Source organism: Pseudoselenomonas ruminantium (assembly GCF_900104055.1).
GTDB lineage: Bacteria > Bacillota > Negativicutes > Selenomonadales > Selenomonadaceae > Selenomonas_A > Selenomonas_A ruminantium_C.
Window position 1 is genome coordinate 39,164 of sequence record NZ_FNJQ01000022.1, and the last position, 23,652, is coordinate 62,815.

Consider the following 23,652-nt stretch of genomic DNA (forward strand, 5'->3'; position numbering starts at 1 on the left):
TTTTCGATTACCAAACGTATGCAACAACTTCGCCGCCAAGACCAGCTTTGCGAGCCTGCTTGTCGCTCATGATGCCCTTGGAAGTGGAGATGATTGCGATGCCGAGGCCGCCCAGAACACGCGGAAGTTCGCTCTTCTTTGCGTACTGACGAAGACCAGGCTTGGAAATACGTTTGATACCGGAAATAACCTTCTCACGGTTCGGGCCGTATTTGAGGGAAACAGAGATCATGCCCTGCTTGCCATCTTCAGTGAAGGTGTAGTCCTTGATGAAACCCTCTTCCTTCAGAACTTCGGCGATAGCCGTCTTGATCTTGGAACCCGGGATTTCAACACTTTCGTGGTATACGTTGTTTGCATTGCGCAAACGAGTCAGCATATCTGCAATAGGATCAGTCATTGCCATTGAATCGATATCCTCCTTTTACTTTAAATCAATCTTACCAGCTGGCTTTGGTTACGCCAGGGATAGCGCCTTTGTAGCTCTGCTCACGGAAGCAGATACGGCACATATCGAACTTACGCATATAACCATGCGGACGGCCGCAAATCTTGCAACGGTTGTAACCGCGAGTGGAGAACTTCGGTTCTTTGCTCCACTTTTCTACCATAGCTTTCTTAGCCAAGTTTCCTTACCTCCTTATGCTTTGAACGGCATACCCATGAGTTTCAGGAGCTCTCTGGCTTCTTCATCCGTCTGTGCCGTCGTAACGATAACAATGTTCATACCGCGGAGCTTGTCGATCTTGTCGTATTCGATCTCCGGGAAGATGAGCTGCTCTTTCAGGCCGATAGCGTAGTTGCCGCGACCGTCAAAAGCCTTGTCGCTTACACCGCGGAAGTCACGTACGCGGGGCAGAGCCACGTTCATGAACTTGTCGAGGAACTGGTACATGCGCTGACCGCGAAGAGTAACTTTGCAGCCGATGGGCATGCCTTCACGCAGTTTCCAGGCAGCGAGGGATTTCTTTGCACGGGTCAGGAGCGGCTTCTGGCCAGCGATGATGGTGAGATCAGCCACTGCAGAATCCAGAGCCTTGGGGTTGCCAACGGCTTCGCCCACACCCATGTTGATGATGATCTTTTCGATCTTCGGAAGCTGCATCACGTTCTTGTAACCGAACTTCTCGGTCATAGCCTTGCAGACTTCGTTCTGATATTTTTCCTGTAATCTATCCACTTATGCTCCTCCTTTCCTGATTATTTCGTCTGGTCGATAACTTCGCCGCACTTTTTGCAGGCGCGAACCATCTTGCCATTGACTTCTTTATGAGCAACGCGGGTTGCTTTGGAGCATGCCGGGCAAACCAGCATAACTTTGCAAGCGTGCATGGGCATTTCCTTCACCAGGATACCGCCCTGGGGAGCCTTCTGGTTCGGCTTCGTGTGACGCTTAACTTTGTTAACGCCTTCCACAACAACCTTACCGTGCTTGGGCATAGCCGTGATAACCTTGCCCTGCTTGCCTTTATCTTTGCCGGACAATACAACGACCGTATCGCCCTTCTTAACGTTCATCTTAACGAATGCCAAAATCGCACCTCCTCACAATTAAAGTACTTCAGGAGCCAGGGAAACGATCTTCATGAAGTCTTTATCGCGAAGTTCTCTAGCTACCGGTCCGAAGATACGCGTACCTTTCGGAGTCTTGTCTTCTTTGATGATAACTGCGGCGTTTTCATCGAAACGGATATAGGAACCGTCTGCACGGCGCAGGCCTTTCACGCTGCGAACGACAACTGCCTTAACGACATCGCCCTTCTTCACCGTGCCACCCGGAGCAGCGGATTTAACTGCAGCTACGATAATGTCACCAATGTTGGCATACTTGCGGTAAGAACCACCGAGAACACGGATGCACATGATTTCTTTTGCACCAGTGTTGTCGCCAACCTGCAGGATTGTTTGCTGTTGGATCATTGTTGGACCTCCTTCTTCTTAATTTTGGCTTATTTAGCGCGTTCGATAACTTCCACAACTCTCCAACGCTTTGTCTTGGACAGCGGGCGAGTTTCCATCAGGGAAACCTTGTCGCCTACGTGAGCATCGTTCTTCTCATCGTGAGCATGGAATTTAACCGTTCTCTTAACCGGCTTCTTGTAGAGCTTGTGCTGTTCGAGCTCTTCAACTGCTACAACAACCGTTTTATCCATCTTGTCGGAAATGACTTTACCGACTTTAACTTTACGTACGTTTCTTTCGCTCATTAGGGAGCCTCCTTCCTTCTGCATATCAGTGTGCGATTAGGCCTTCAGTTCGGCTTCGCGCTGGATCGTCTTAATACGGGCGATCGTCTTCTTTACTTCTTTGATACGCATCGGGTTCTCGAGCTGGCCAGTAGCGAGCTGGAAACGGAGGTTGAACAGTTCCTCTTTGAGCGAAGTAAGTTTCTGGTTAAGCTCATCAGCGCTCATTTCACGGATTTCATTAACCTTCATTTACTTCACCGCCCTCTGCTTTAACATCTTCTTTAACAACGAACTTCGTCTTGATCGGCAGCTTGTGGCCTGCAAGACGCATTGCTTCCTGAGCAACTTCACGGGATACGCCGTCCATTTCGAACAGAACGCGGCCCGGCTTAACTACAGCTACCCAGTACTCCGGCGAACCTTTACCGGAACCCATGCGGGTTTCAGCCGGTTTTGCCGTTACCGGCTTATCCGGGAAAATTTTGATCCAAACCTGACCGCCACGTTTGATGTAACGGGTCATTGCGATACGAGCAGCCTCGATCTGACGGTTCGTGATCCAAGCGGGTTCCAGAGCAACCAGACCATATTCACCATGGCTAACGGTGTTGCCGCGATGAGCCTTGCCCTTCATACGGCCACGGAACTGCTTACGATATTTAACTCTCTTTGGTAATAACATTAAGCTTCGCTCCCTTCAGCTACAGCCTGACGCTGCTTTCTTTCCGGAAGAACTTCACCCTTGAAGATCCATACTTTTACGCCGATACGGCCATAAGTCGTATGTGCCTCTGCCGTACCGTAGTCGATATCAGCGCGAAGCGTGTGCAGAGGAATGCTGCCTTCACGATAAGCTTCCTTACGAGCAATTTCGGCACCGCCAAGACGGCCGCTCAGAGCAACCTTGATACCCTTGGCGCCAAGACGCATCGTACGGCCAACAGCCTGCTTCATAGCGCGGCGGAAAGCGATACGGCGTTCGAGCTGCTGAGCGATGTTTTCAGCAACCAGCGTTGCATCCATATCCGGCTGCTTGATTTCAGCGATATTGATGTCAACCTTCTTTTCCGTGTACTTCTTCAGACCTTCTTTGATCTGTTCGATACCGGAACCACCGCGACCGATTACCATACCCGGTTTAGCCGTGTGAATCGTGATCTTGAGGCGGTTCTTGCTACGCTCCGTCTCAATGCGAGAAACACCAGCTGCCTGAAGGCTCTGCTTCAGATAATCGCGGATTTTAATATCTTCATGCAGGTTATCTGCAAAATCTTTGTCTGCATACCACTTAGCATCCCAAGTCTTGACGATGCCAAGACGAATACCATGCGGATTTACTTTCTGACCCAATCCGTTTCCCTCCTTCTTAGTTCTTCTCGTCTACGACGATGGTTACATGGGACGTGCGCTTCAAAATCTTGAAGGCCTGCCCACGGGAACGCGGATGGATGCGTTTCATCGTTGGGCCGTCATCAGCGAAAGCCGTCTTGATGACGAGCTTGTCAACGTCCATATCATAATTGTTCTCAGCGTTTGCTACAGCAGAACGCAGAACTTTTTCAACTACTACAGCGCCAGCTTTCGGCGTGAATTTCAGGATCGCAAAGGCCTCTGCGACGTTCTTGCCACGGATGAGATCCAGGACAACACGAACTTTGCGCGGAGTGATGCGAACGAACTTAGCTACTGCTTTAGATTCCACAAGGATTCTCCTTTCGCAAAATTACTTGAGTCCGGTCTTGCGCTCTTCACCAGCATGACCTTTGAAGGTACGGGTGGGAGCGAACTCACCGAGTTTGTGGCCAACCATGTCTTCCGTTACATAAACGGGAACATGCTTGCGGCCATCATGAACAGCAATCGTATGACCTACGAAGTCCGGGAAAATCGTGGAGCTTCTGGACCAGGTCTTTACAACTTTTTTATCGTTAGCTTCGTTGAGAGCCGTGATTTTCTTCATGAGGCTTTCTGCAACGAAAGGTCCCTTTTTAATAGATCTTGACAAAGTGTATCCTCCTTCCGTCAGGCGGCTTTATGCTGCCTGCCCGATTCTATGATTATTTCGTGCGGCCTCTGACGATGAGACGATCGGAAGCTTTCTTGCGACGAGTCTTGGCACCCATAGCGCATTTGCCCCACTTCGTAACAGGGTTCTTGCGGCCAACAGGGCTGCGGCCTTCACCACCACCATGCGGATGGTCGTTCGGGTTCATAGCAGTACCGCGGTTCTCCGGACGAACGCCCAGCCAACGGTTACGGCCAGCCTTACCAATCGTAATGTTTTCATGCTCCAGGTTGCCAACTTCACCGATGGTTGCACGGCAGTTGATATGCACCTTGCGAAGTTCGCCAGACGGCATACGGAGGAGTGCGTAATCGCCTTCCTTTGCCATGAGCTGAGCAGAAGTACCAGCACTGCGAACCAGCTGGGCACCCTTGCCAATCTTCAGCTCTACGTTGTGGATCGTCGTACCAACGGGGATGTTCTTCAAAGGCAGGGCATTACCAACCTTGATATCGGAATCCGGACCGGATACAACTTTATCGCCGACTTTCAGACCGTTCGGAGCGAGGATGTAGCGCTTTTCACCATCAACATAGTTGAGGAGAGCGATACGTGCGCTGCGGTTCGGGTCATATTCGATGGTAGCCACGCGAGCGGGGATACCGTCCTTGTTGCGCTTGAAGTCGATTACACGATACAGACGCTTGTGGCCGCCGCCCTGATGGCGAACGGTCAGTTTGCCCTGCTGGTTGCGGCCGCCTTTTTTCACCAGGCGCTCAGTCAGGGATTTTTCAGGTTTGCTTGCCGTAATTTCGTCGAAAGAAGCGACGGTCATGAAACGGCGACCTGCAGAGTAAGGTTTAAAACTCTTTACTGCCACTTAAATTTCCTCCTTGCAAGGGTTTACGCTTCGAAAAGCTCAATGCTGTCGCCAGCAGCGAGTTTCACGATAGCCTTTTTATAATCAGCGCGCTTGCCAACGTTGCGGCCCATGCGCTTCGTTTTGCCAAGTACGTTAACCGTATTGACCTTTTCAACTTTTACGTTGAAGATTTCAGCAACTGCTTTAGCAATTTCAATCTTGTTGGCTGCTTTCGCCACAACGAAGACGTATTTGCCTTCAGCCATGAGCTGAGTCGTTCTTTCCGTAATCAGCGGACGGATCAGGATATCACGTGCTTCCATTATGCGAATACCTCCTCGATACGGGTAACGGCATCCTTCGTGATGAACAGCTTGTCATGATTCAGGATATCATGAACATTGAGGCCCATCATGCTGATTGCCTTCACACCCGGAATATTGCGTGCAGACTTTTCTACGTTTTCTGCTTCATCTGCAGTGATAAGGAGAGCCTTCTTCTCAACGGAGAAATCGCTCATCATCTTAACAACCTGCTTCGTCTTAGCAGCTTCGAATTCGAGGCTGTCGAGAACTACCAGTTCGCCATTCTTCACTTTATCGGAGAGAGCGCACTTGATAGCCAGACGGCGCTGCTTGCGGGGCATGCTGAAAGCATACTTGCGCGGATGCGGACCAAATACCGTACCGCCGCCTACCCACAGCGGGCTGCGCGTGGAACCAGCACGAGCACGGCCGGTGCCCTTCTGCTTCCAAGGCTTGCGACCGCCACCGCGGACGAAGCTTCTCGTCTTCGTAGCATGCGTGCCAAGACGCTGTGCTGCGAGCTGCATAACAACGGCCTGATGGAGAAGACCTGCGTTCATCTCTACGCCGAAGATATTGTCATTGAGTTCGATATCGCCAACCTGCTTGTTGGTGATGTCATAAACTGCTACTGTAGCCATAATTTAGGTTATCCTCCTTCCAATTAGTTTTTGCCCGGTTTAACGGTGTTCTTAATCACAACGAAGCTCTTCTTCGGGCCCGGAATAGCGCCCTTGATGAGGATCAGGTTGCGGTCTGCATCTACACGGACAACCGTGAGGCGCTGAACCGTAACGCGTTCGCCACCCATGCGGCCAGGCAGCTTCTTGCCTTTCAGCACGCGTCCGCCAGGACCGGAAATCATCGCACCAGTGGAACCCGGCTCACGATGAGATTTGGAACCATGGCCCATGGGACCACGAGCAAAGTTGTGACGTTTGATACCGCCGGCAAAACCTTTACCCTTGGAAGTACCAGTAACATCGACTAACTCGCCTTCGCTAAATATGTCAACGCCGATGGAATCACCGACTTTGTATTCAGAAGGATCCTGAAGACGCATTTCGCGGATAAACTTGACCGGCTTAACACCAGCTTTGTCGAAATGGCCCTTCATCGGTTTGTTTACCTTATGTTCTTTAACTTCACCGAAGCCAAGCTGAACAGCGTTGTAACCGTCGTTTTCAACCGTCTTGTTCTGGATAACGATGTTGTTGCCAGATTCTACAACAGTAACGGGGACAACCTTGCCCTCTTCCGTGAAGATCTGGGTCATGCCCAGTTTTCTACCTAAAATTGCTTTAGACATTCATTCCACCTCCTCGGATTATAATTTGATTTCGATGTCTACACCAGCCGGAAGGTCGAGACGCATCAGTGCATCAACCGTCTTGTTCGTCGGCTGCAGGATGTCGATAAGACGCTTATGAGTTCTCATTTCGAACTGCTCGCGGGAATCCTTATTGACATGCGGGGAACGCAAAATCGTGTAGATATTTTTCTCCGTCGGCAGTGGAATCGGACCAGATACCATAGCACCAGTCTTCTTTGCAGTATCCACAATCTTTACTGCGCTCTGATCGAGGGCTTTGTGATCATAAGCCTTCAACCGGATTCTAATCTTTTGGTTCTTAGACAATTTGTTTTCCTCCTTATCGTCCGGACTCTTGGCCCAAACATTTCTCCGTAACAGTTCCCTCGGACAATGCCGAGCCATCTGCCACGTCATCGCGTTGGGGGGTACCATATTAATTCAAACCTTTAAATAAGAGCGACGCGAGCGCCGCTCTTATTTTATAGGTTTAATAACTGTAAATTAGGCTTCTACGTCAGTTACGCGGCCTGCACCAACAGTGTGGCCACCTTCGCGGATAGCGAAACGCAGACCTTTTTCGATAGCGATCGGAGTGATGAGTTCAACATCCATCTCGATGTTATCGCCAGGCATAACCATTTCCGTGCCAGCCGGCAGGGTAACTACGCCCGTAACGTCAGTCGTACGGAAGTAGAACTGCGGACGATAGTTCGTGAAGAACGGAGTATGACGGCCGCCTTCTTCCTTAGTCAGAACGTAAACCTGACCTTTGAACTTCGTGTGCGGGTTGATGGAACCCGGCTTAGCCAGAACCTGACCGCGTTCGATTTCCTTACGGTCGATACCGCGGAGCAGAGCACCGATGTTATCGCCAGCAACAGCGCTGTCGAGCATCTTACGGAACATTTCGATACCAGTTACAACCGTGGATTTCGGTTCATCCTGGAGACCAACGATTTCAACCGTGTCGTTCAGCTTCAGTTCGCCACGTTCTACACGGCCCGTAGCAACGGTACCACGACCAGTGATCGTGAACACGTCCTCAACCGGCATCAGGAACGGCTTATCCGTATCACGGGTCGGAGTCGGGATGTATTCGTCAACAGCATCCATCAGCTCATAGATCTTAGCCTGCATGTCAGCATCGCCTTCCAGAGCCTTCAGAGCGGAACCAGCAATAACAGGGATGTCATCGCCAGGGAATTCGTAGCTGGAGAGCAGCTCGCGAACTTCCATTTCAACCAGTTCGAGCAGTTCAGGATCGTCAACCTGGTCAACCTTGTTCAGGAAAACAACGATTGCAGGAACGCCTACCTGACGAGCGAGCAGGATGTGCTCACGAGTCTGGGGCATCGGGCCATCAGCAGCGGAAACTACCAGGATAGCACCATCCATCTGAGCAGCACCAGTGATCATGTTCTTTACATAGTCAGCGTGGCCCGGGCAGTCAACGTGTGCATAATGACGTTTTTCCGTCTCATACTCAACGTGTGCCGTGTTGATGGTGATACCGCGTTCACGCTCTTCCGGAGCCTTATCGATATCAGCGTAATCCTCGAATTTTGCCATGCCTTTTTCAGCCAGGCACTTCGTGATTGCAGCCGTCAGCGTCGTCTTGCCATGGTCAACGTGACCAATGGTGCCGATGTTAACATGCGGTTTAGTTCTCTCAAACTTTTCTTTAGCCATTTGTGTTTTTTCCTCCCTTATTCGCCTTTGTTTTTAGCAATAACCTTTTCGGCTATATTTTTAGGAACTTCATCATAGTAAGCTACTTCCATGCTGTAGTTCCCTCGGCCCTGAGTCTTGGAACGAAGGTCCGTGGAATAACCGAACATTTCGGAAAGGGGCACGAACCCGTTGATTACCTGAGCACCGTTGCGTGCTTCCATACCATCGATACGGCCGCGACGGGAGTTCAGGTCGCCGATGACATCGCCCATGTATTCTTCCGGAACGGTGACTTCGACTTTAACGTACGGTTCAAGGAGAACCGGGTTGGCTTTCTCTGCACCGCTCTTGAATGCCATGGAACCGGCAACCTTGAACGCTGCTTCAGAGGAGTCAACTTCGTGGAACGAACCATCGTAAACGATAGCTTTGATGTCCACCATCGGATAACCGGCAACAACACCAGTTTCCATAGCCTGCTTAACGCCGGCTTCGATCGGGTTGATGAATTCCTTCGGAATTGCACCACCGACAACTTTATTTTCAAAGCTGAAGCCTTCACCCGGTTCCTGCGGAATGAGTTCGAGCCAGCAATGACCATACTGACCGTGACCACCGGACTGACGAACGAACTTACCTTCGGACTTAACAGTCTTGCGGATCGTTTCACGATAAGCAACCTGCGGTTCGCCAACCTTGCAGTCCACTTTGAATTCGCGGAGCATACGGTCAACGATGATCTGGAGGTGAAGCTCACCCATGCCGGAGATGATGCACTGACCAGTTTCCTGATCGGTACGTACACGGAAAGTCGGATCTTCTTCAGCCAGTTTCTGGAGAGCTACGCCCATCTTTTCCTGGTCGTTCTTCGTAGCCGGTTCAACAGCAACGGAGATAACGGGATCCGGGAATTCCATGGATTCAAGGATGATGGGATGTGCTTCGTCGCACAACGTGTCACCAGTCGTGGTGTCTTTGAGACCAACAGCAGCAGCGATATCACCGCTGTAAACCTTTTCGATTTCCTTACGGTTGTTAGCGTGCATCTGCAGGATACGGCCGATACGCTCTTTCTTGCCCTTCGTGGAGTTGAACACGTAGGAACCAGCATCGAGCACACCGGAGTAAACGCGGAAGAATGCCAGCTTACCAACATAGGGGTCGGTCATGATCTTGAAGGCCAGAGCGGAGAACGGCTCTTCGTCGCTGGAAGGACGATGGTCTTCTTCACCGGAATCCGGGTTGATGCCCTTGATAGGCGGAATATCTACCGGGGCCGGCATATAATCAACGATGGCGTCGAGCAGGGGCTGAACGCCCTTGTTGCGATAGGAAGTACCGCAGGTTACCGGAACGAGCTTGCACTCAACGGTGCCCTTACGGATGACTTTCTTGATCTCTTCTTCAGAGATTTCTTCGCCACCGAGGTATTTCTCCATGAACTCGTCATCGAGTTCGGAAAGAGCTTCGAAGAGTTTCTCGCGATACTCTTCAGCTTTTTCCTTCATGTCATCAGGAATAGCAACTTCGTCAGCAACCTTGCCGAGGTCGTCTTCATAAACGATGGCTTCGTTCTTGACGAGGTCGATGATGCCTGCGAAGGTATCTTCAGCACCGATCGGCAGCTGGATAGCTACAGCGTTGGCCTGGAGACGCTCATGCATCATGTTGATAACATTGTAGAAATCTGCGCCCGTGATGTCCATCTTGTTGACATAAGCCATACGAGGAACATTGTAACGCTCAGCCTGACGCCATACGGTTTCAGTCTGAGGCTCAACGCCGCCGCGGGCAGTCAGAACTGCTACGGTACCATCGAGCACGCGCAGGGAACGTTCAACTTCTACCGTGAAGTCCACGTGACCCGGAGTATCAATGATGTTGATACGATGGTCTTTCCAATGACAGGTCGTTGCAGCAGACGTAATCGTGATACCGCGTTCCTGCTCCTGAACCATCCAGTCCATGGTAGCAGCACCGTCATGAACTTCACCGATCTTGTGGTTTACACCCGTGTAGAAGAGGATACGCTCAGTAGTAGTCGTCTTACCGGCATCGATGTGTGCCATGATACCGATATTACGAGTTTTTTCAAGGGAATACTCTCTTGCCACTTTTAATATCGCTCCTTATAAATCAGAGAAAAGATTACCAACGATAATGAGCGAATGCCTTGTTGGCCTCGGCCATCTTGTGCGTATCTTCCTTCTTCTTGATAGCTGCGCCAGTGTTGTTGGCAGCATCCATGAGTTCGCCGGAGAGACGTTCATCCATGGTCTTTTCGCCACGGAGACGTGCGTAGTTGACGATCCAGCGAATGCCCAGCGTCATGCGACGGTCAGGACGAACCTCAACCGGCACCTGGTAGTTAGCACCACCGACGCGGCGAGCACGAACTTCGAGAACCGGCATAACGTTCTTCAGAGCCGTCTCAAAAACTTCCAGAGGATCCTTGCCCGTTTTAGCACGGATCGTTTCGAACGCATCATATACAACGCGTTCAGCAACGCTCTTCTTACCGGAAAGCATTACTTTATTGATGAATTTCGTAACCGTTTTGCTGTGGTACACCGGATCCGGCAGTACATCACGCTTAGGTACGGCACCTTTTCTTGGCATTGTTTTACCTCCTTATCATAGTCTTCATTTGCGAAGCTGTATTATTTTTTCTTTGCGCGTTTCGCACCATACTTGGAGCGGCCCTGAGCACGATCCTGCACGCCGGCAGTATCGAGAGAACCACGGATGATGTGGTAACGAACACCTGGCAGGTCCTTTACACGACCGCCGCGGATCAGAACAACACTATGCTCCTGAAGATTATGACCAATGCCCGGAATATATGCGGTAACTTCGATGCTATTCGTCAGACGAACACGAGCTACCTTACGCAGTGCCGAGTTCGGCTTTTTCGGCGTAGACGTGTAAACACGAGTGCAAACGCCGCGTTTCTGCGGGCAATTCTTAAGTGCTGGTGCTTTGGACTTTTCCTGCATGCTCTTTCTGCTCTTACGAACTAACTGGTTGATAGTAGGCATACATGCACCTCCTTCCTTCATATTGAGAATTTATTATTTATTAAAACCTCAAAGCAAAGCTTCAAGGTTTTTAACAAATAGACTTACTGACCGATAACTGCCGCTGCCGCCGCACCCACCTCAATGCCACAAGCTGTCCCCAGCTCCTGCATCGTGGATTCCTGACTCACTGGCACCTGCTGTTCTTCACAGAGGGCCATCAGCGGTTCCGTTACCCTTGCCTCAGCATCTTTCGCGATGAAAACCTCTTTGGCATTTCCTCGCTTCACTGCCTTGGCAACCTGCTTGATACCAATCACCCGATTGGCATTTTTCAGTGCTTCCAGTGTCATTGTTTTCACTCCCCTGTATCACTAAATCATGCGCTCGCATCAGGCACTTCTATATATTAGCACCCCCCAAAACCCCTGTCAACACTTATTTTACAAAGTTTTTCGTGTACACGTTGCCTAGCGTATCATAAATAGATTTTTTTTCTAAAATGCCATTCAAACCATAAAAAATATGTATAAAAAAGATGCCGCAGTACGACAAACTGCGACATCTTCGTTCAATATTCCATTATTACTCGACGGTAACAGATTTAGCCAGGTTACGCGGCTTATCCACATCGCAGCCACGGGTGATGGCGGCATAATATGCCAGAAGCTGCAGCGGAACAACCGTCAGGATCGGGATGACCAGTTCATCCGTCTCCGGAACCTTCATCACATGATCCACATATTTCTCCAGTTCCTCATCGCTTTCGGTAGCGATACCGATAACCACAGCATCACGGGCTTTGACTTCCTTGATGTTGGAAAGCGTCTTTTCATAGACACTCTTCTGGGTTGCCAGGGCGATAACCGGTACGCCTTCCACAATCAGTGCCAGGGTGCCGTGCTTGAGTTCACCAGCAGCATATGCTTCTGCATGGATATAGGAGATTTCCTTGAGCTTCAGGGAACCTTCCAGCGCTACATGGTAGTCCAGGCCACGGCCAATGTAGAACACATCATCATTGAAGCCATAGCGCTTCGCAAAGGTCTTCAAGGGTTCCACATCAGACAGCGTTTCGCTGATCTGTGCCGGAATCTTCTGGAGCTGGCCAATGAGTTCAGCTACGCGTTCAGCAGCCACCGTCTTCTTGATCTCAGCCATGTAGAGGGCCAGCATGAAGAACAATACGATCTGCGTCGTGTAAGCCTTCGTGGAAGCCACGGCGATTTCCGGGCCAGCCCAGGTGTAAAGCACCTGATCTGCCTCACGGGCGATGGAAGAGCCAACCACATTGGTGATGGCAAGCGTCTTGGCGCCAAGACGCTTGGACTCCTTCATGGCTGCCAGCGTATCACTGGTCTCACCGGACTGGGAAACCGCGATGAACAGCGTGTTCTCATCCACAATGGGTTCACGATAACGGAACTCGGAAGCAACATCTACTTCCACCACCGTACGGGCCAGTTTCTCGATATAATATTTACCCACCATGCCGGCATGATAAGCCGTGCCGCAGGCCACGATATAAATCTTGTTGAAGGAATTGAGATAGTCTGCATCCCATTTCAGCTCATCCATGACGATAGTCTTGCCGTCCTTGGAGATGCGCTGGCTCATGGTGTCACGGACAGCCTTCGGCTGTTCATGGATTTCCTTGAGCATGAAATGCTCGTAGCCGCCCTTCTCGGCAGCTTCCGCATTCCAGTTGACCTCGAAGATCTTCTTGGTCACAGGCTCACCCTGACGGTTGGAGATCTTGATGCTGTCCTTGGTCAGAACAGCCAGTTCGCCATCGTTCAGGATGTAAGTGCGGCGGGTACGCTGGATGATGGCAGGGATATCGGAAGCGATGAAGTTCTCGCCCTCGCCCACGCCGATGACCAGCGGGTTGTCCTGCTTGGTGGCAATCAGGGTGCCCGGATGCTTGCTGCTCATGAACACCAGGGAGTAAGAGCCTTCAATCCGGCGCAATACCTCCCGTACAGAAGCCACAAAGTCACCATTGTAGACTTCTTCCAGCAGATGAGCCACTACTTCCGTATCCGTCTCAGATTTGAAGTTATGACCTTTCTCGATCAGGTCTTCCTTCAGGGACAGGTAGTTTTCGATGATGCCGTTGTGAACCACCACGAAATCCCCGGAGCAATCCGTATGGGGATGGGAGTTCTTGTCGGACGGACGGCCATGGGTTGCCCAGCGGGTATGACCGATACCCATGGTGCCCTTGAGCTCGTGACCTTTCAGCTTGTCACGCAGAGCGGCCAGACGGCCTACACTCTTCTCCACGCCGATCTTCTCTCCGTCAAAGACAGCAATACCAGCAGAGTCGTAACCACGATACTCCAGCTTGGCCAGACCTTCCAGCAGGAAGCCTGCTGCCTCTTTGTCACCGACATAACCTACGATACCACACATAATAGTACCTCCTATGAAATTGTTGTACTATCCTGTCGTGCTCTCCTAGGGCCTGTCTCCCATCTCGCAATGGGGCTTTCGCCGTATTCTATCGACCGAGCCGGCCGGAAGGCATCCGCTGACGTTTCGACAACCTTCTCCTCGTCTTCTGAAAGCACGCACTGCTTTCAGAACTTGCGCTAGAACTTGCGTCCTTTTACTACACCAGAACAACAGGATGATTTTCTCTGGATTTCCTCTCTTCTTGTGCTTTATTCCTTAGCACCCGTATATTGTAACCGATAGGAAGCAATAAGTCAATACACGATAAAATTTGTACCAAAAAGCGATAGTCCAAAGACTATCGCTTGATATTCCTATGGTGCGGATGAAGGGGGTCGAACCCATACGCCTTGCGGCACTGGATCCTAAATCCAGCGCGTCTGCCAGTTCCGCCACATCCGCAAAAACAATAAATAGTTTAACACAGAAACTGGCTTATGTCAAATTTCCCCGGCTTACTTCGCCATCAGCTTGGCAACCTTATTGGCAAATTCCACCGGATTTTCCGGCAGGATGCCTTCGATAAGGAGTGCCTGGGTGTAGAGCAGATCGCAGTAATCCTTGAAGTCGGCGCTGTCCTTACCAGCTTCATGGAGGCCCTGCAGTCTCGTGAAGAGCTCATGATGCGGGTTGATTTCCAGAATACGCTGAGCCTTGAACATGGGGTTGTTCATTTCCGCAAAGGTCTGTTCCATGGACAGGGACGGGCCGGCTTCGTCGGCCACGAGGCAGACGGCACTGGATTTCAGGCGGGCAGAAACCTTAACATCTGCGACCTTATCGCCCAGAGCTTCCTTGATGTCCTTTAAGAGATCATCATTCTTCTTCTGGATGTCTTCCGTTTCCTTCTTGACTTCCTGACTTTCAGCATCGTCGAGGTCGAGATCGCCACGGCTGATGGAATGGAAGCTCTTGCCCTCGTATTCCCGCAGGGTTTCGATGCAGAACTCATCTACCGGATCCAGGAGATAGAGCACTTCCAGGCCCTTGTCACGCAGGGTTTCCATCTGGGGCAGATGCTCGATGGTTTCCTTGTCCTTAGCCGTAGCATAGTAGATTTTCTTCTGGCTTTCCGGCATACGTTCCACGTATTCCTTGAGAGTTACCAGCTTGCCTTCCTTGGAGCTCATAAAGAGCAGCAGGTCTTTGAGCTTGTCGATGGTATCGCTGCCAGCATACATGCTGTTATAAACACCGATTTTCAGGGACTTGCCGAATTCGTTCCAGAACTTCTCATAGTCCTCACGCTTGTTCTTAAGCTTGCGGGCCAGGGATTTCAGGATGTTCTTCTCCAGCGCCTTGCCGATAACCTTGAGTTCGCGGCTCTGCTGCAGGAGTTCACGGGAAATATTCAGGGAAAGATCCGGGGAATCCACAAGGCCCTTCATGAAGCGCAGGTAATCCGGCAGCAGATCCTTGCACTTGTCCATGATGAACACATGACGGGAATAGAGCTGCACGCCCGGTTCATAATCCGTATGATAGAGATTGAAGGGTGCACGGGAAGGGATAGCCAGGAGGGCCGTATATTCCACGGAACCTTCGGCTTTGGTATGGAAGACTTCCATGGGCTTTTCCCATTCATGGAACTGATTCTTGAAGAACTCGTCGTATTCTTCCTCTTTGATATCGGACTTGTTCTTCGTCCAGAGAGGCTGCATGGAGTTCAGGGTGCGGCATTCGATGGTCTTGATCTTCTCAGCGCCTTCGATTTCCTTGCCCTCATCGTCCTTCGGTGTTTCCTCATGCTCGAAGTTCATCTTGATGGGGTAACGCACATAGTCGCTGTACTTCTTGACCAGGCGTTCCAGCGTATAGTTTTCCGTGAAGTCGGATTCAGCATCGTCACCGAAGAATTCCTTGCCCAGGGTGATGGTGATGCTGGTGCCGCGTTTTTCCTTATCGCATTCTTCGATGCTATAGGAACCGTCGCCTGTGGATTCCCAACGGGTGCCTTCTGTTTCGCCGGCCTTGCGGGTTTCAATCACCACCTTTTCTGCCACCATGAAGGCAGAATAGAAGCCGACACCAAACTGGCCGATGAGTTCCTTGTCCGTATTGCCCTCGCCGCCTTCACTGGCTTCCTTGGCCTTCTTGAGCTGTTCCATAAAGGCCTTGGTGCCGGATTTGGCGATGGTACCGATATTTTCGATGACTTCCTGACGGCTCATGCCGATACCGTTATCGCGGATGGTCAGGGTATGGTTTTCCTTGTCCGGCTCGAGGAATATCTCGTAGCTGTCGTCCCCTTCCAGGATATCGCGGTTTGTCAGGCTTGCAAAGTGTACCTTATCAATGGCGTCTGACGCGTTGGAGATAAGCTCCCGCAGGAAAATCTCGTGGTTGGTATAGATGGAATGAATCATCAAATCCAAAAGCTGTTTTGTTTCCGCTTGAAATTCATGGGTTTCTTTAGCCATTTGTCATTGCCTCTCTTTATAAAAAATATTTGTTTGCCAGATGATTAGCACTCCATTCATCTGAGTGCTAACGTACAATGCTTAGTATAACGCAAAAACAACAAAAAGTCAAAAAAAGTTAGCATTGCTTCCTGGCAATGCTAATGCTACAATCAAAGATATATTAACTTTATTTATATAGAAAGACGTGTACCATGCAGGATTTTATTCTCACCATAATCATTGCCGCCTGTGGCGGTTTTTTGTTAGAACAGGTAAATGCTCCGCTGCCTTGGACTTTAGGGCCAATCATTGCCGTTTCCCTTACTTCTATGCTGTTAAAGCGGAAACTCAACTGGCCGCTCTGGCTCCGCAATATCGCCCTAATTCCTTTAGGTTATTCCATGGGGCGCCCCTTTACGCTGGAAACCGGGCAGGCTATCTTAAACCAGCTGCCCTTTATGCTGCTGGCTACCTGCGTCACCATCTGTGCCGGAATCTTTTCGGCCTGGCTGATGTTCCGCCGGACGAAGATCAATCTGACCAGCTGCCTTTTGGGATGCGTACCAGGAGGACTGTCCCAGATGGTCATCCTGGCCGCAGAAATGAAAGACGCAGATCTTACGGCCGTGACCATCATGCAGACCATGCGGATGCTGTCCGTAGTATTCGTGATTCCGTTCCTGGCCATCCATGTACTGCCCTCGGCAGGTCCATCGGCCCACCTTATGACGATTGCGCATACGGGAAACCTTGTCATCTTTGCCTTGGTGGCCATTGCCGGAGCCGTCATCGGCAAAGCTGTCCGCCTGCCCACGGCCACGCTTTTGGGGCCATTGCTGGCTACAGCTGTCTATATCGTTGCTTCCGGCCACACTGCGCCTGTTATCCCCATTCATTATTTGAACGTGGCCCAGATTTGCGTAGGCAGCTATATCGGCAGCAGCATTGACCTACGCAAGATCCGGGAATACAACGGCATGGGCCCGGTGCTCATCGGCAGTGTGATGCTGGTGCTGGCGGTTTCCATGGGCATGGGCATCCTGCTTTCCTGCCTGACACCAGCCGATATTGCCACGACCTTCCTCTCCACCGCCCCCGGCGGACTGGCGGAAATGGGTATCACGGCATTGGTGGTTGGCGCTGACAGCTCCACCATGACCGCCTATCAGCTGACACGGCTGCTGTTCATAATGCTCTGTTATCCCTATATCGTGAAACAGATCCTAAAACGGCAATAAAACAGAAATAAAGCCCGTGACGGATAATGTTTTCTGCAGCGTTTGGCGGCTTGCGTCAAAGCGAAAGAAAATATTATCCGTCACGGGCGCTTTGGCATATGTTGATTACTCAATCACGACAATAGCTTCGATCTCACACAGGGCCCCGGCAGGCAGGTCTTTTACTGCCACGCAGCTGCGGGCCGGTTTGCTGATGAAGTGTTTGGCATATACTTCATTGAAGGCCTTGAAATCGGCAATCTCGGCCAGGAAGCAGGTGGTCTTGACCACTTTGCTCATATCGGTGCCCGCTGCTGCCAGCACGGCTTCGATGTTCCGGCAGCACTGCTCGGCCTGTTCTTCAATTGTCCTGGCTACGATCTTGCCCTCAGCCGGATTGATCGCAATCTGCCCGGACAGATACAGGGTGTTGCCGGCCTTGATGGCCTGGCTGTAGGGACCTACAGCGGCTGGAGCCTTATCGGTATGGATTACTTGCATGATGATTCCTCCTAATAAAAATAATGGATGCAGCGAAAAGCACTGCATCCATTGTACCCCATATGGAAAAATGTTACAAGTTTACATTTTTCCGATGATAAAGGCCTTCACCACGATAAATGAGCACGGCCAAAGATAACAGGCCGCGTGCACAGAGTTCCACACACATAGCGCTCCATACACCAGCCAAACCATAGTCGGAAGCCAGATAAACTGCCAGCGGGATACGGATTCCCCACATGGCGACCAGATTCAAGACCGTAGGCATCCTGGTTTCTCCGGCGCCCCGGAAAATACTCGTGACGATGATGCCTGCTGCAAATAGCGGTTCTGCCCAGGCTTCAATCCGCAGGATTTCCGTACCAGCTTCTATAACTGCTGCATCTGCAGATAACAGGCCCATCATCAGCGGCGCACAGATGTACATGACGATGCCCATCAAAAGCATCACGGTGATTCCCAGACCGGCACTCACATAACCAAAACGCTGCGCCAGCTTGCTGCGTCCGGCCCCCACGCTCTGTCCCACCAACGTCTGCGCCGCCGTGGACACACCGATTCCCGGCATATAACAGAGGCTTTCCGCTGTGATTGCAAAGGAATTGGCCGCCAGTGCCACAGTGCCCAAAGGCGAAACAATGCGCGTGAACGCCACATAGGCACTGCCCATGACAAACTGTTCCAGCATCATGGGAATCCCGAGCCGAACTGCTTCCCGCAGTTCCTTGCGCCAAGGGAAAAGGTTCTCCTGCCGGTAATGAAGCTGTCGGGACTTTTTCAGCAGGACATAAAGCATCGCTGCCATACAGCAGGCTTCTGCCAATACCGAGCCCAATGCCACACCGGCCACGCCCAGGTCAGCCCCGGGAAGCCATAATGCCATATTCCATACCTCGACAGTCCGGCAGGGAAATATCAATAAAGCATTGAACAGGACATCCAGCACACACATAAGCACGCTCAACAGGCTCGGCACCTTCATATTGCCGCTGGCCTGCAGCATGGAACCGGCCGCAAAATTCACGGCTAATAAGGGCAGTCCCAGCGCATATATCGCCAGATATACTGCCGCATCTTCGGCAATCTCAGCCGCCCCACCCAAGAATACGGTCAAAGGCCTGCTGCCTAACGCACTGCCCACGCCCATCACTAAACTGAATACCAGCACCGCCACCAGGCCATGACGCACCAGGCTCCGTGCCTTCACATCCTCACCGGCGCCAATGGCATGTGCAAGCTGGATGGTATAACCCATGGACATAGCAAAGCAGATGCCGCCAATCAGCCAGGTCGTGGAATTGACCAGACCGATGGCCGCTGCCGCATTGGAACCAATCATACCCACCATGGAAGCATCGATATACTGCATCATCACGGTGGTGATTTTCGCCATGATGGCGGGAACACTGAGCTGCCATGTCAAGAGCAGCAGCTCACCAAAAGTAAAGGACTCGCCCTTACGGATTCGTCCTAGAAGATTTTTTTGCATATACTTTTCTTCATCGCCTCCTGACTCGAAATTAAAAAGCAAAAAGAGCACTCCCGCAGGAGTGCTCCTTTAACTTGCTAATTTCAGCAAACTGAAATTACTTCAGTTCAACCGTAGCGCCAGCTTCTTCGAGCTTAGCCTTGAGTTCTTCAGCTTCAGCCTTAGCAACGTTTTCCTTAACAGCAGCCGGAGCGCCATCAACCAGAGCCTTAGCTTCCTTCAGGCCGAGACCCGTAGCTTCGCGAACAGCTTTGATAACGTTGATCTTCTTGTCGCCAGCGGAAGCGAGCATAACCGTGAACTCGCTCTTTTCTTCAGCAGCACCTGCAGCAGCGCCACCAACAGCAGCAACTGCAACCGGAGCAGCAGCGCTAACGCCGAACTTTTCTTCCATAGCTTTTACGAGCTCAGACAGCTCGAGGACAGTCATGTTTTCAATGGCTTCCATGATTTCTTCTTTAGTCATTTGAATATACCTCCAAAAATCTTTCTTGTTAATTCTAAATCAATTATATAGAACTCGCAGATTATGCGGATTCCTTCTGAGCGCGAACAGCGTCAAGCACATAAACAGCATTGCGAATAACACCCTGCAGTACGTTGACCGTATTGCTGATAGGAGCATTCATGCTGCCCAGCATCTTGGCGATGAGTTCTTCGCGAGACGGCAGTTCAGCCAGAGCCTTGACTTCGTTAGCGTCAATGACCTTGCCCTCTACCGTACCGACCTTAACAGTCAGCACTTCGTTTTCATCAAGCTTGTTCTTCTTGATGAAGCCGCAGATAACCTTTGCCGGAGCAATAGCATCCTCCGAGGAGAATGCGAAAGCCGTGGTGCCCTCGAGATGAGCATCGAAGCCTTCGATACCTGCTTCTTTCGCTGCCAGGCGGAGCATCGTGTTTTTAACAACATGGTACGTTACACCAGCGGCGCGAAGTTCACGACGGAGCTGCGTATCCTGAGCAACCGTCAGACCACGGTAGCTCGTGAGCACAACACCTTTGGCATTCGTCAGCTGATCTTTCAGTTCAGCAACGATAGCCTGTTTCTTCGTCATATTTGCCATTTCCAATTACACCTCCTGCCTGTTATGGATTATTAAAGCCTGTAAAAAAACCTCCGGCTGCGTCCGCCGGAGGTAGAATTTTCAAAGTTCATCTGCTCCGGCCTCGGCAGGCGACAATAAATCGTCGTTAGATGATAAGTATCAAACCTGCTGTCTACAGCCATCGTTATACAGTTGTGGAGACCGGAGCCTCGTCTGAACCGTGCTCTAGATTAGAGCTGAACGGGGATGCCAGGGCCCATCGTTGCGCTGACCGTAATGGAGCGCATGTACTGGCCTTTAGCAGCCGCCGGTTTTACGCGGTTCAGTGTATCAATCAGGGCCTGGAAGTTCTGCTGGAGCTTCTCAGCGTCGAAGGATGCCTTGCCAATCGGGCAATGCACGTTACCGGCCTTATCGGTGCGGTATTCGACTTTACCTGCTTTAATCTCGGATACTGCCTTCGTGAGGTCCATCGTAACCGTACCCAGTTTCGGGTTCGGCATGAGGCCGCGGGGGCCGAGAACCTTACCAAGACGACCGACAGTGCCCATCATGTCCGGAGTAGCTACTGCGACATCGAAGTCGAGCCAGCCGCCCTGGATCTTCTGGACGATTTCATCGGAACCAACGAAGTCTGCACCTGCAGCTTCTGCTTCCTTAACCTTTTCGCCCTTAGCGAAAACGAGTACGCGCTTGGATTTACCAGTGCCGTGCGGCAGTACCATAGCGCCACGTACCTGCTGATCAGCATACTTCGGATCTACGCCGAGACGTACGTGCAGTTCGATGGTTTCATCAAACTTCTTCGTAGCCGTCTTCTTAACGAGTTCCATAGCTTCAGCAGCCGTGTAGAACTTGCCAGCTTCAACAAGCTTGCAAGCGTCCTGATATTTCTTACCAGCTTTAGCCATTGTAAGTTTTCTCCTCTCGTGGTAATAACGGTTATTGCCTCCCACAGGGACGAAAGCCAACTAAAAATTAGTCAACGATTTCGATACCCATGCTGCGAGCCGTACCCTCGATCATGCGAGTAGCAGCCTCGATATCAGCAGCGTTGAGGTCTTCCATCTTGCTTTCTGCAATCTTCATTGCTTCAGCGCGGGGCAGCTTAGCTACCTTGTTCTTGTTGGGTTCACCAGAAGCCTTTTCGATCTTGGCAGCCTTCTTCAGCAGTACAGCAGCCGGCGGAGTCTTCGTGATGAAAGTGAAGGATCTATCTTCGAAAACCGTGATTTCAACCGGAATGATCAGACCAGCCTTATCCTTGGTTCTTTCGTTGAATTCCTTACAGAACCCCATGATGTTGACACCAGCCTGACCAAGTGCGGGACCTACTGGAGGAGCCGGATTAGCCTTACCTGCAACAACCTGAAGTTTTACAATCTTAGAAACTTTCTTTGCCATTTATATTCACCTCCCAAAAAGGATTTACAACCGCTTCAATCAGATGGTTTCTACCTGATCAAAGCCAAGGTCAATCGGGGTTTCCTCGACGAGAACCTTGACGCGGCCTTTTTCGGCATCGATTTCCGAAATGGTGCCCGTGTAATTCTCGAAAACGCCCGAGTTGATGCGAACCACATCCCCAATCTCGACATCGAGTTCAGGTTTGAGCTCTTCTTCGCCCATGGACTTCAAGATACGTTTCGCTTCAGCATCGGTAAGCGGAATCGGGTGTTTTTCAGAACCAACGAACCCGGTAACACCGGTGGTGTTGCGCACAACGTACCAGGAATGCTCATCGACAATCATGTCAACCAGCACATAGCCTGGGAAGACTTTTCGCGGAACGACTTTTTTCTTGCCGTCCTTGATCTCGACCTCATCCTCTACAGGAACCACAACATTGAAAATCATGTTGCTCATGTTGGCCGTATGAATCAGGCGTTCGAGATTGGCTTTGACCTTGTTCTCATAGCCCGAATAGGTATGAACTACATACCAAGCTCTGCCAGGATTGTCCTGCCGCAGATTCATCTCTTCGTTTGCCATGCTGCCCTCACTTAGCTTACCGTAAAATGATGTGGAACAATCTTGCAAAGATCGTATCACAGAACCAAATCAGAGCGCAAACAATCGCCACGGCGATGCCGACCACTACAGTGTAGTTTACCAGCTCTTTCTTGGTCGCCCATGATACTTTTTTCATTTCGGCGATAACTTCGTCTATGAATTTCTTCACAGTTACTTCACATCTCCGTTCAACCCGCTAGAAGCGATTATTTCGTTTCTTTGTGCGTCGTATGTTTCTTGCAGAACTTGCAGTACTTATTGAACTCCAGACGATCCGGGTTGTTCTTCTTGTTCTTGTTGGTACGGTAGTTACGGCTATGGCACTCCGTGCACTCCAACGTGATATTGTTGCGCATCTCTATTTACACCCCTTACGCTCAGATACTATGACTCTTTCATAATGTCACTAATACAATTTAGCACACTTGGAAAAGCCTGTCAACATAAAACCCTTGACAAGTTGAAAATTTTCTCAGCGACATCTATATATGTATAAAACATAAAATAAAACCCCTGCAACAGGGGTTCGTTAGTAAAGTTGGTGGCGGCAAAGAGATTTGAACTCCTGACACTGCGGGTATGAACCGCATGCTCTAGCCAACTGAGCTATGCCGCCATATATGGAGCTGATAACCAGGATTGAACTGGTGACCTTATCCTTACCAAGGATACGCTCTACCGACTGAGCTATATCAGCAACATTAACATTTGGTTGCGGGAATAGGACTTGAACCTATGACCTTCGGGTTATGAGCCCGACGAGCTACCGACTGCTCCATCCCGCGATTACTTTATCATATCTCGTCAGCCCTGTCAAACTCTTTTTTTGAAAAAGTTTTAATAAATTTGGTTGCGGGGACAGGACTTGAACCTGTGACCTTCGGGTTATGAGCCCGACGAGCTACCGACTGCTCCACCCCGCGATAACCTTTCGGTTTCCACCGCCCTGCGCTCTCGCGCTCTGCGGTATCACCGGCTGACAATAAAAGATTATAGGGCATATGGATTCACTTGTCAACACCTTTTTTAAAGTTTTTTCAAAAAAAGTTCAAAAGCTGTCGTGAACAAATTGCAGTTTATCGGGCAGTTCGTGCTGAAGGTATCCCGTTCATACGTTGTCAGGGGTTCACGGGGGAGTACTTTTGCTGTTTCCGCTAAAC

General features: G+C 50.6%; 33 protein-coding genes and 5 tRNA genes. 1 reads left to right on the top strand and 37 read right to left on the bottom strand.

Annotation, left to right across the window (positions count from 1 at the left end; genetic code table 11):
• Positions 1-7: 7 nt before the first annotated feature.
• The 24 genes from rpsH to htpG form a co-directional block, all read right to left on the bottom strand.
• Positions 8-406, bottom strand: coding sequence for a 30S ribosomal protein S8 (gene rpsH / locus BLQ59_RS09970; RefSeq protein ID WP_014423849.1), 399 nt, complete (start codon positions 404-406; stop codon positions 8-10).
• Positions 407-440: 34 nt separating this feature from the next.
• Positions 441-626 carry a type Z 30S ribosomal protein S14 gene (locus BLQ59_RS09975; protein ID WP_014423848.1) on the bottom strand — a complete coding sequence of 62 codons (186 nt, stop codon included), beginning with the start codon at positions 624-626 and terminating at the stop codon, positions 441-443.
• 14 nt (positions 627-640) lie between these two features.
• On the bottom strand, positions 641-1,180 hold the full coding sequence (gene rplE / locus BLQ59_RS09980; RefSeq protein ID WP_014423847.1) for a 50S ribosomal protein L5: 540 nt from the start codon (positions 1,178-1,180) through the stop codon (positions 641-643).
• Positions 1,181-1,200: 20 nt separating this feature from the next.
• The gene (gene rplX, locus BLQ59_RS09985) at positions 1,201-1,518 is read right to left on the bottom strand and encodes a 50S ribosomal protein L24 (protein WP_173435952.1); all 318 of its coding nucleotides are present in this window, start codon (positions 1,516-1,518) and stop codon (positions 1,201-1,203) included.
• Between the two features lie 33 nt (positions 1,519-1,551).
• Positions 1,552-1,920, bottom strand: coding sequence for a 50S ribosomal protein L14 (rplN, locus tag BLQ59_RS09990; RefSeq protein ID WP_014423845.1), 369 nt, complete (start codon positions 1,918-1,920; stop codon positions 1,552-1,554).
• A gap of 29 nt (positions 1,921-1,949) precedes the next feature.
• Positions 1,950-2,207 carry a 30S ribosomal protein S17 gene (rpsQ, locus tag BLQ59_RS09995; protein WP_026767085.1) on the bottom strand — a complete coding sequence of 86 codons (258 nt, stop codon included), beginning with the start codon at positions 2,205-2,207 and terminating at the stop codon, positions 1,950-1,952.
• Positions 2,208-2,243: 36 nt separating this feature from the next.
• Complete coding sequence (rpmC, locus tag BLQ59_RS10000) at positions 2,244-2,438, bottom strand: 50S ribosomal protein L29 (protein WP_014423843.1); 195 nt, start codon at positions 2,436-2,438, stop codon at positions 2,244-2,246.
• Positions 2,428-2,871 (bottom strand): 50S ribosomal protein L16, encoded by a 444-nt coding sequence (gene rplP, locus BLQ59_RS10005; RefSeq protein WP_014423842.1) that lies wholly within the window; start codon positions 2,869-2,871, stop codon positions 2,428-2,430. The genes rpmC and rplP overlap by 11 nt, the downstream gene beginning before the upstream one ends.
• Positions 2,871-3,539: a 30S ribosomal protein S3 gene (rpsC, locus tag BLQ59_RS10010; RefSeq protein ID WP_014423841.1), complete on the bottom strand. Its 669-nt coding sequence runs from the start codon at positions 3,537-3,539 to the stop codon at positions 2,871-2,873. The genes rplP and rpsC overlap by 1 nt, the downstream gene beginning before the upstream one ends.
• Before the next feature lie 16 nt (positions 3,540-3,555).
• Entirely contained in the window at positions 3,556-3,891 is a 336-nt protein-coding gene (gene rplV / locus BLQ59_RS10015; protein ID WP_014423840.1) for a 50S ribosomal protein L22, read from the bottom strand.
• Positions 3,892-3,912: 21 nt separating this feature from the next.
• The gene (rpsS, locus tag BLQ59_RS10020; RefSeq protein ID WP_014423839.1) at positions 3,913-4,194 is read right to left on the bottom strand and encodes a 30S ribosomal protein S19; all 282 of its coding nucleotides are present in this window, start codon (positions 4,192-4,194) and stop codon (positions 3,913-3,915) included.
• A gap of 52 nt (positions 4,195-4,246) precedes the next feature.
• On the bottom strand, positions 4,247-5,074 hold the full coding sequence (rplB, locus tag BLQ59_RS10025; protein WP_014423838.1) for a 50S ribosomal protein L2: 828 nt from the start codon (positions 5,072-5,074) through the stop codon (positions 4,247-4,249).
• A gap of 23 nt (positions 5,075-5,097) precedes the next feature.
• Entirely contained in the window at positions 5,098-5,379 is a 282-nt protein-coding gene (gene rplW, locus BLQ59_RS10030) for a 50S ribosomal protein L23 (RefSeq protein WP_014423837.1), read from the bottom strand.
• Positions 5,379-6,002, bottom strand: coding sequence for a 50S ribosomal protein L4 (gene rplD, locus BLQ59_RS10035; protein WP_014423836.1), 624 nt, complete (start codon positions 6,000-6,002; stop codon positions 5,379-5,381). Before rplD ends, rplW begins: the two co-directional genes overlap by 1 nt.
• 23 nt (positions 6,003-6,025) lie before the next feature.
• Positions 6,026-6,670 (bottom strand): 50S ribosomal protein L3, encoded by a 645-nt coding sequence (gene rplC / locus BLQ59_RS10040; protein ID WP_014423835.1) that lies wholly within the window; start codon positions 6,668-6,670, stop codon positions 6,026-6,028.
• An 18-nt stretch (positions 6,671-6,688) separates the two neighbouring features.
• Positions 6,689-7,000 (bottom strand): 30S ribosomal protein S10, encoded by a 312-nt coding sequence (gene rpsJ / locus BLQ59_RS10045; RefSeq protein ID WP_014423834.1) that lies wholly within the window; start codon positions 6,998-7,000, stop codon positions 6,689-6,691.
• A gap of 177 nt (positions 7,001-7,177) precedes the next feature.
• On the bottom strand, positions 7,178-8,365 hold the full coding sequence (tuf, locus tag BLQ59_RS10050; RefSeq protein ID WP_014423833.1) for an elongation factor Tu: 1,188 nt from the start codon (positions 8,363-8,365) through the stop codon (positions 7,178-7,180).
• A gap of 17 nt (positions 8,366-8,382) precedes the next feature.
• The gene (gene fusA / locus BLQ59_RS10055) at positions 8,383-10,461 is read right to left on the bottom strand and encodes an elongation factor G (RefSeq protein ID WP_074572785.1); all 2,079 of its coding nucleotides are present in this window, start codon (positions 10,459-10,461) and stop codon (positions 8,383-8,385) included.
• Positions 10,462-10,495: 34 nt separating this feature from the next.
• Positions 10,496-10,966 carry a 30S ribosomal protein S7 gene (gene rpsG / locus BLQ59_RS10060; protein ID WP_014423831.1) on the bottom strand — a complete coding sequence of 157 codons (471 nt, stop codon included), beginning with the start codon at positions 10,964-10,966 and terminating at the stop codon, positions 10,496-10,498.
• Positions 10,967-11,007: 41 nt separating this feature from the next.
• A complete protein-coding gene (gene rpsL, locus BLQ59_RS10065) occupies positions 11,008-11,385 on the bottom strand; it encodes a 30S ribosomal protein S12 (RefSeq protein ID WP_014423830.1) in 378 nt (125 codons plus the stop codon).
• A gap of 83 nt (positions 11,386-11,468) precedes the next feature.
• Positions 11,469-11,717, bottom strand: coding sequence for a ribosomal L7Ae/L30e/S12e/Gadd45 family protein (locus tag BLQ59_RS10070; protein WP_014423829.1), 249 nt, complete (start codon positions 11,715-11,717; stop codon positions 11,469-11,471).
• 232 nt (positions 11,718-11,949) lie between these two features.
• Positions 11,950-13,779 carry a glutamine--fructose-6-phosphate transaminase (isomerizing) gene (glmS, locus tag BLQ59_RS10075; protein WP_074572786.1) on the bottom strand — a complete coding sequence of 610 codons (1,830 nt, stop codon included), beginning with the start codon at positions 13,777-13,779 and terminating at the stop codon, positions 11,950-11,952.
• 359 nt (positions 13,780-14,138) lie between these two features.
• Positions 14,139-14,223 (bottom strand) — tRNA-Leu (locus BLQ59_RS10080).
• A gap of 53 nt (positions 14,224-14,276) precedes the next feature.
• On the bottom strand, positions 14,277-16,241 hold the full coding sequence (gene htpG, locus BLQ59_RS10085; RefSeq protein WP_074572787.1) for a molecular chaperone HtpG: 1,965 nt from the start codon (positions 16,239-16,241) through the stop codon (positions 14,277-14,279).
• 194 nt (positions 16,242-16,435) lie between these two features.
• Here htpG and BLQ59_RS10090 point away from each other — a divergent pair, with 194 nt between their 5' ends.
• Entirely contained in the window at positions 16,436-17,461 is a 1,026-nt protein-coding gene (locus BLQ59_RS10090) for an AbrB family transcriptional regulator (protein ID WP_074572788.1), read from the top strand.
• A 105-nt stretch (positions 17,462-17,566) separates the two neighbouring features.
• On the opposite strand, the gene BLQ59_RS10095 is transcribed toward BLQ59_RS10090, so the two are convergent.
• The 13 genes from BLQ59_RS10095 to BLQ59_RS10155 form a co-directional block, all read right to left on the bottom strand.
• Positions 17,567-17,941 (bottom strand): RidA family protein, encoded by a 375-nt coding sequence (locus BLQ59_RS10095; protein ID WP_074572789.1) that lies wholly within the window; start codon positions 17,939-17,941, stop codon positions 17,567-17,569.
• 73 nt (positions 17,942-18,014) lie between these two features.
• The gene (locus BLQ59_RS10100) at positions 18,015-19,430 is read right to left on the bottom strand and encodes an MATE family efflux transporter (RefSeq protein WP_074572794.1); all 1,416 of its coding nucleotides are present in this window, start codon (positions 19,428-19,430) and stop codon (positions 18,015-18,017) included.
• 97 nt (positions 19,431-19,527) lie between these two features.
• Positions 19,528-19,896 (bottom strand): 50S ribosomal protein L7/L12, encoded by a 369-nt coding sequence (gene rplL, locus BLQ59_RS10105; protein WP_014423823.1) that lies wholly within the window; start codon positions 19,894-19,896, stop codon positions 19,528-19,530.
• Between the two features lie 61 nt (positions 19,897-19,957).
• Positions 19,958-20,497, bottom strand: coding sequence for a 50S ribosomal protein L10 (gene rplJ / locus BLQ59_RS10110; RefSeq protein ID WP_074572790.1), 540 nt, complete (start codon positions 20,495-20,497; stop codon positions 19,958-19,960).
• Positions 20,498-20,709: 212 nt separating this feature from the next.
• Positions 20,710-21,390 carry a 50S ribosomal protein L1 gene (gene rplA / locus BLQ59_RS10115; RefSeq protein ID WP_014423821.1) on the bottom strand — a complete coding sequence of 227 codons (681 nt, stop codon included), beginning with the start codon at positions 21,388-21,390 and terminating at the stop codon, positions 20,710-20,712.
• 67 nt (positions 21,391-21,457) lie between these two features.
• Complete coding sequence (rplK, locus tag BLQ59_RS10120; protein ID WP_014423820.1) at positions 21,458-21,883, bottom strand: 50S ribosomal protein L11; 426 nt, start codon at positions 21,881-21,883, stop codon at positions 21,458-21,460.
• Positions 21,884-21,922: 39 nt separating this feature from the next.
• Entirely contained in the window at positions 21,923-22,471 is a 549-nt protein-coding gene (gene nusG / locus BLQ59_RS10125) for a transcription termination/antitermination protein NusG (protein WP_014423819.1), read from the bottom strand.
• Positions 22,472-22,487: 16 nt separating this feature from the next.
• Entirely contained in the window at positions 22,488-22,661 is a 174-nt protein-coding gene (gene secE, locus BLQ59_RS10130) for a preprotein translocase subunit SecE (protein WP_014423818.1), read from the bottom strand.
• 37 nt (positions 22,662-22,698) lie between these two features.
• Positions 22,699-22,848, bottom strand: coding sequence for a 50S ribosomal protein L33 (gene rpmG / locus BLQ59_RS10135; protein ID WP_014423817.1), 150 nt, complete (start codon positions 22,846-22,848; stop codon positions 22,699-22,701).
• Positions 22,849-23,031: 183 nt separating this feature from the next.
• Positions 23,032-23,108: transfer RNA gene (locus BLQ59_RS10140), tRNA-Met, on the bottom strand.
• 5 nt (positions 23,109-23,113) lie between these two features.
• A tRNA-Thr gene (locus BLQ59_RS10145) sits at positions 23,114-23,189 on the bottom strand.
• A 12-nt stretch (positions 23,190-23,201) separates the two neighbouring features.
• Positions 23,202-23,277 (bottom strand) — tRNA-Met (locus BLQ59_RS10150).
• Positions 23,278-23,339: 62 nt separating this feature from the next.
• A tRNA-Met gene (locus tag BLQ59_RS10155) sits at positions 23,340-23,415 on the bottom strand.
• Positions 23,416-23,652 lie beyond the last annotated feature (237 nt).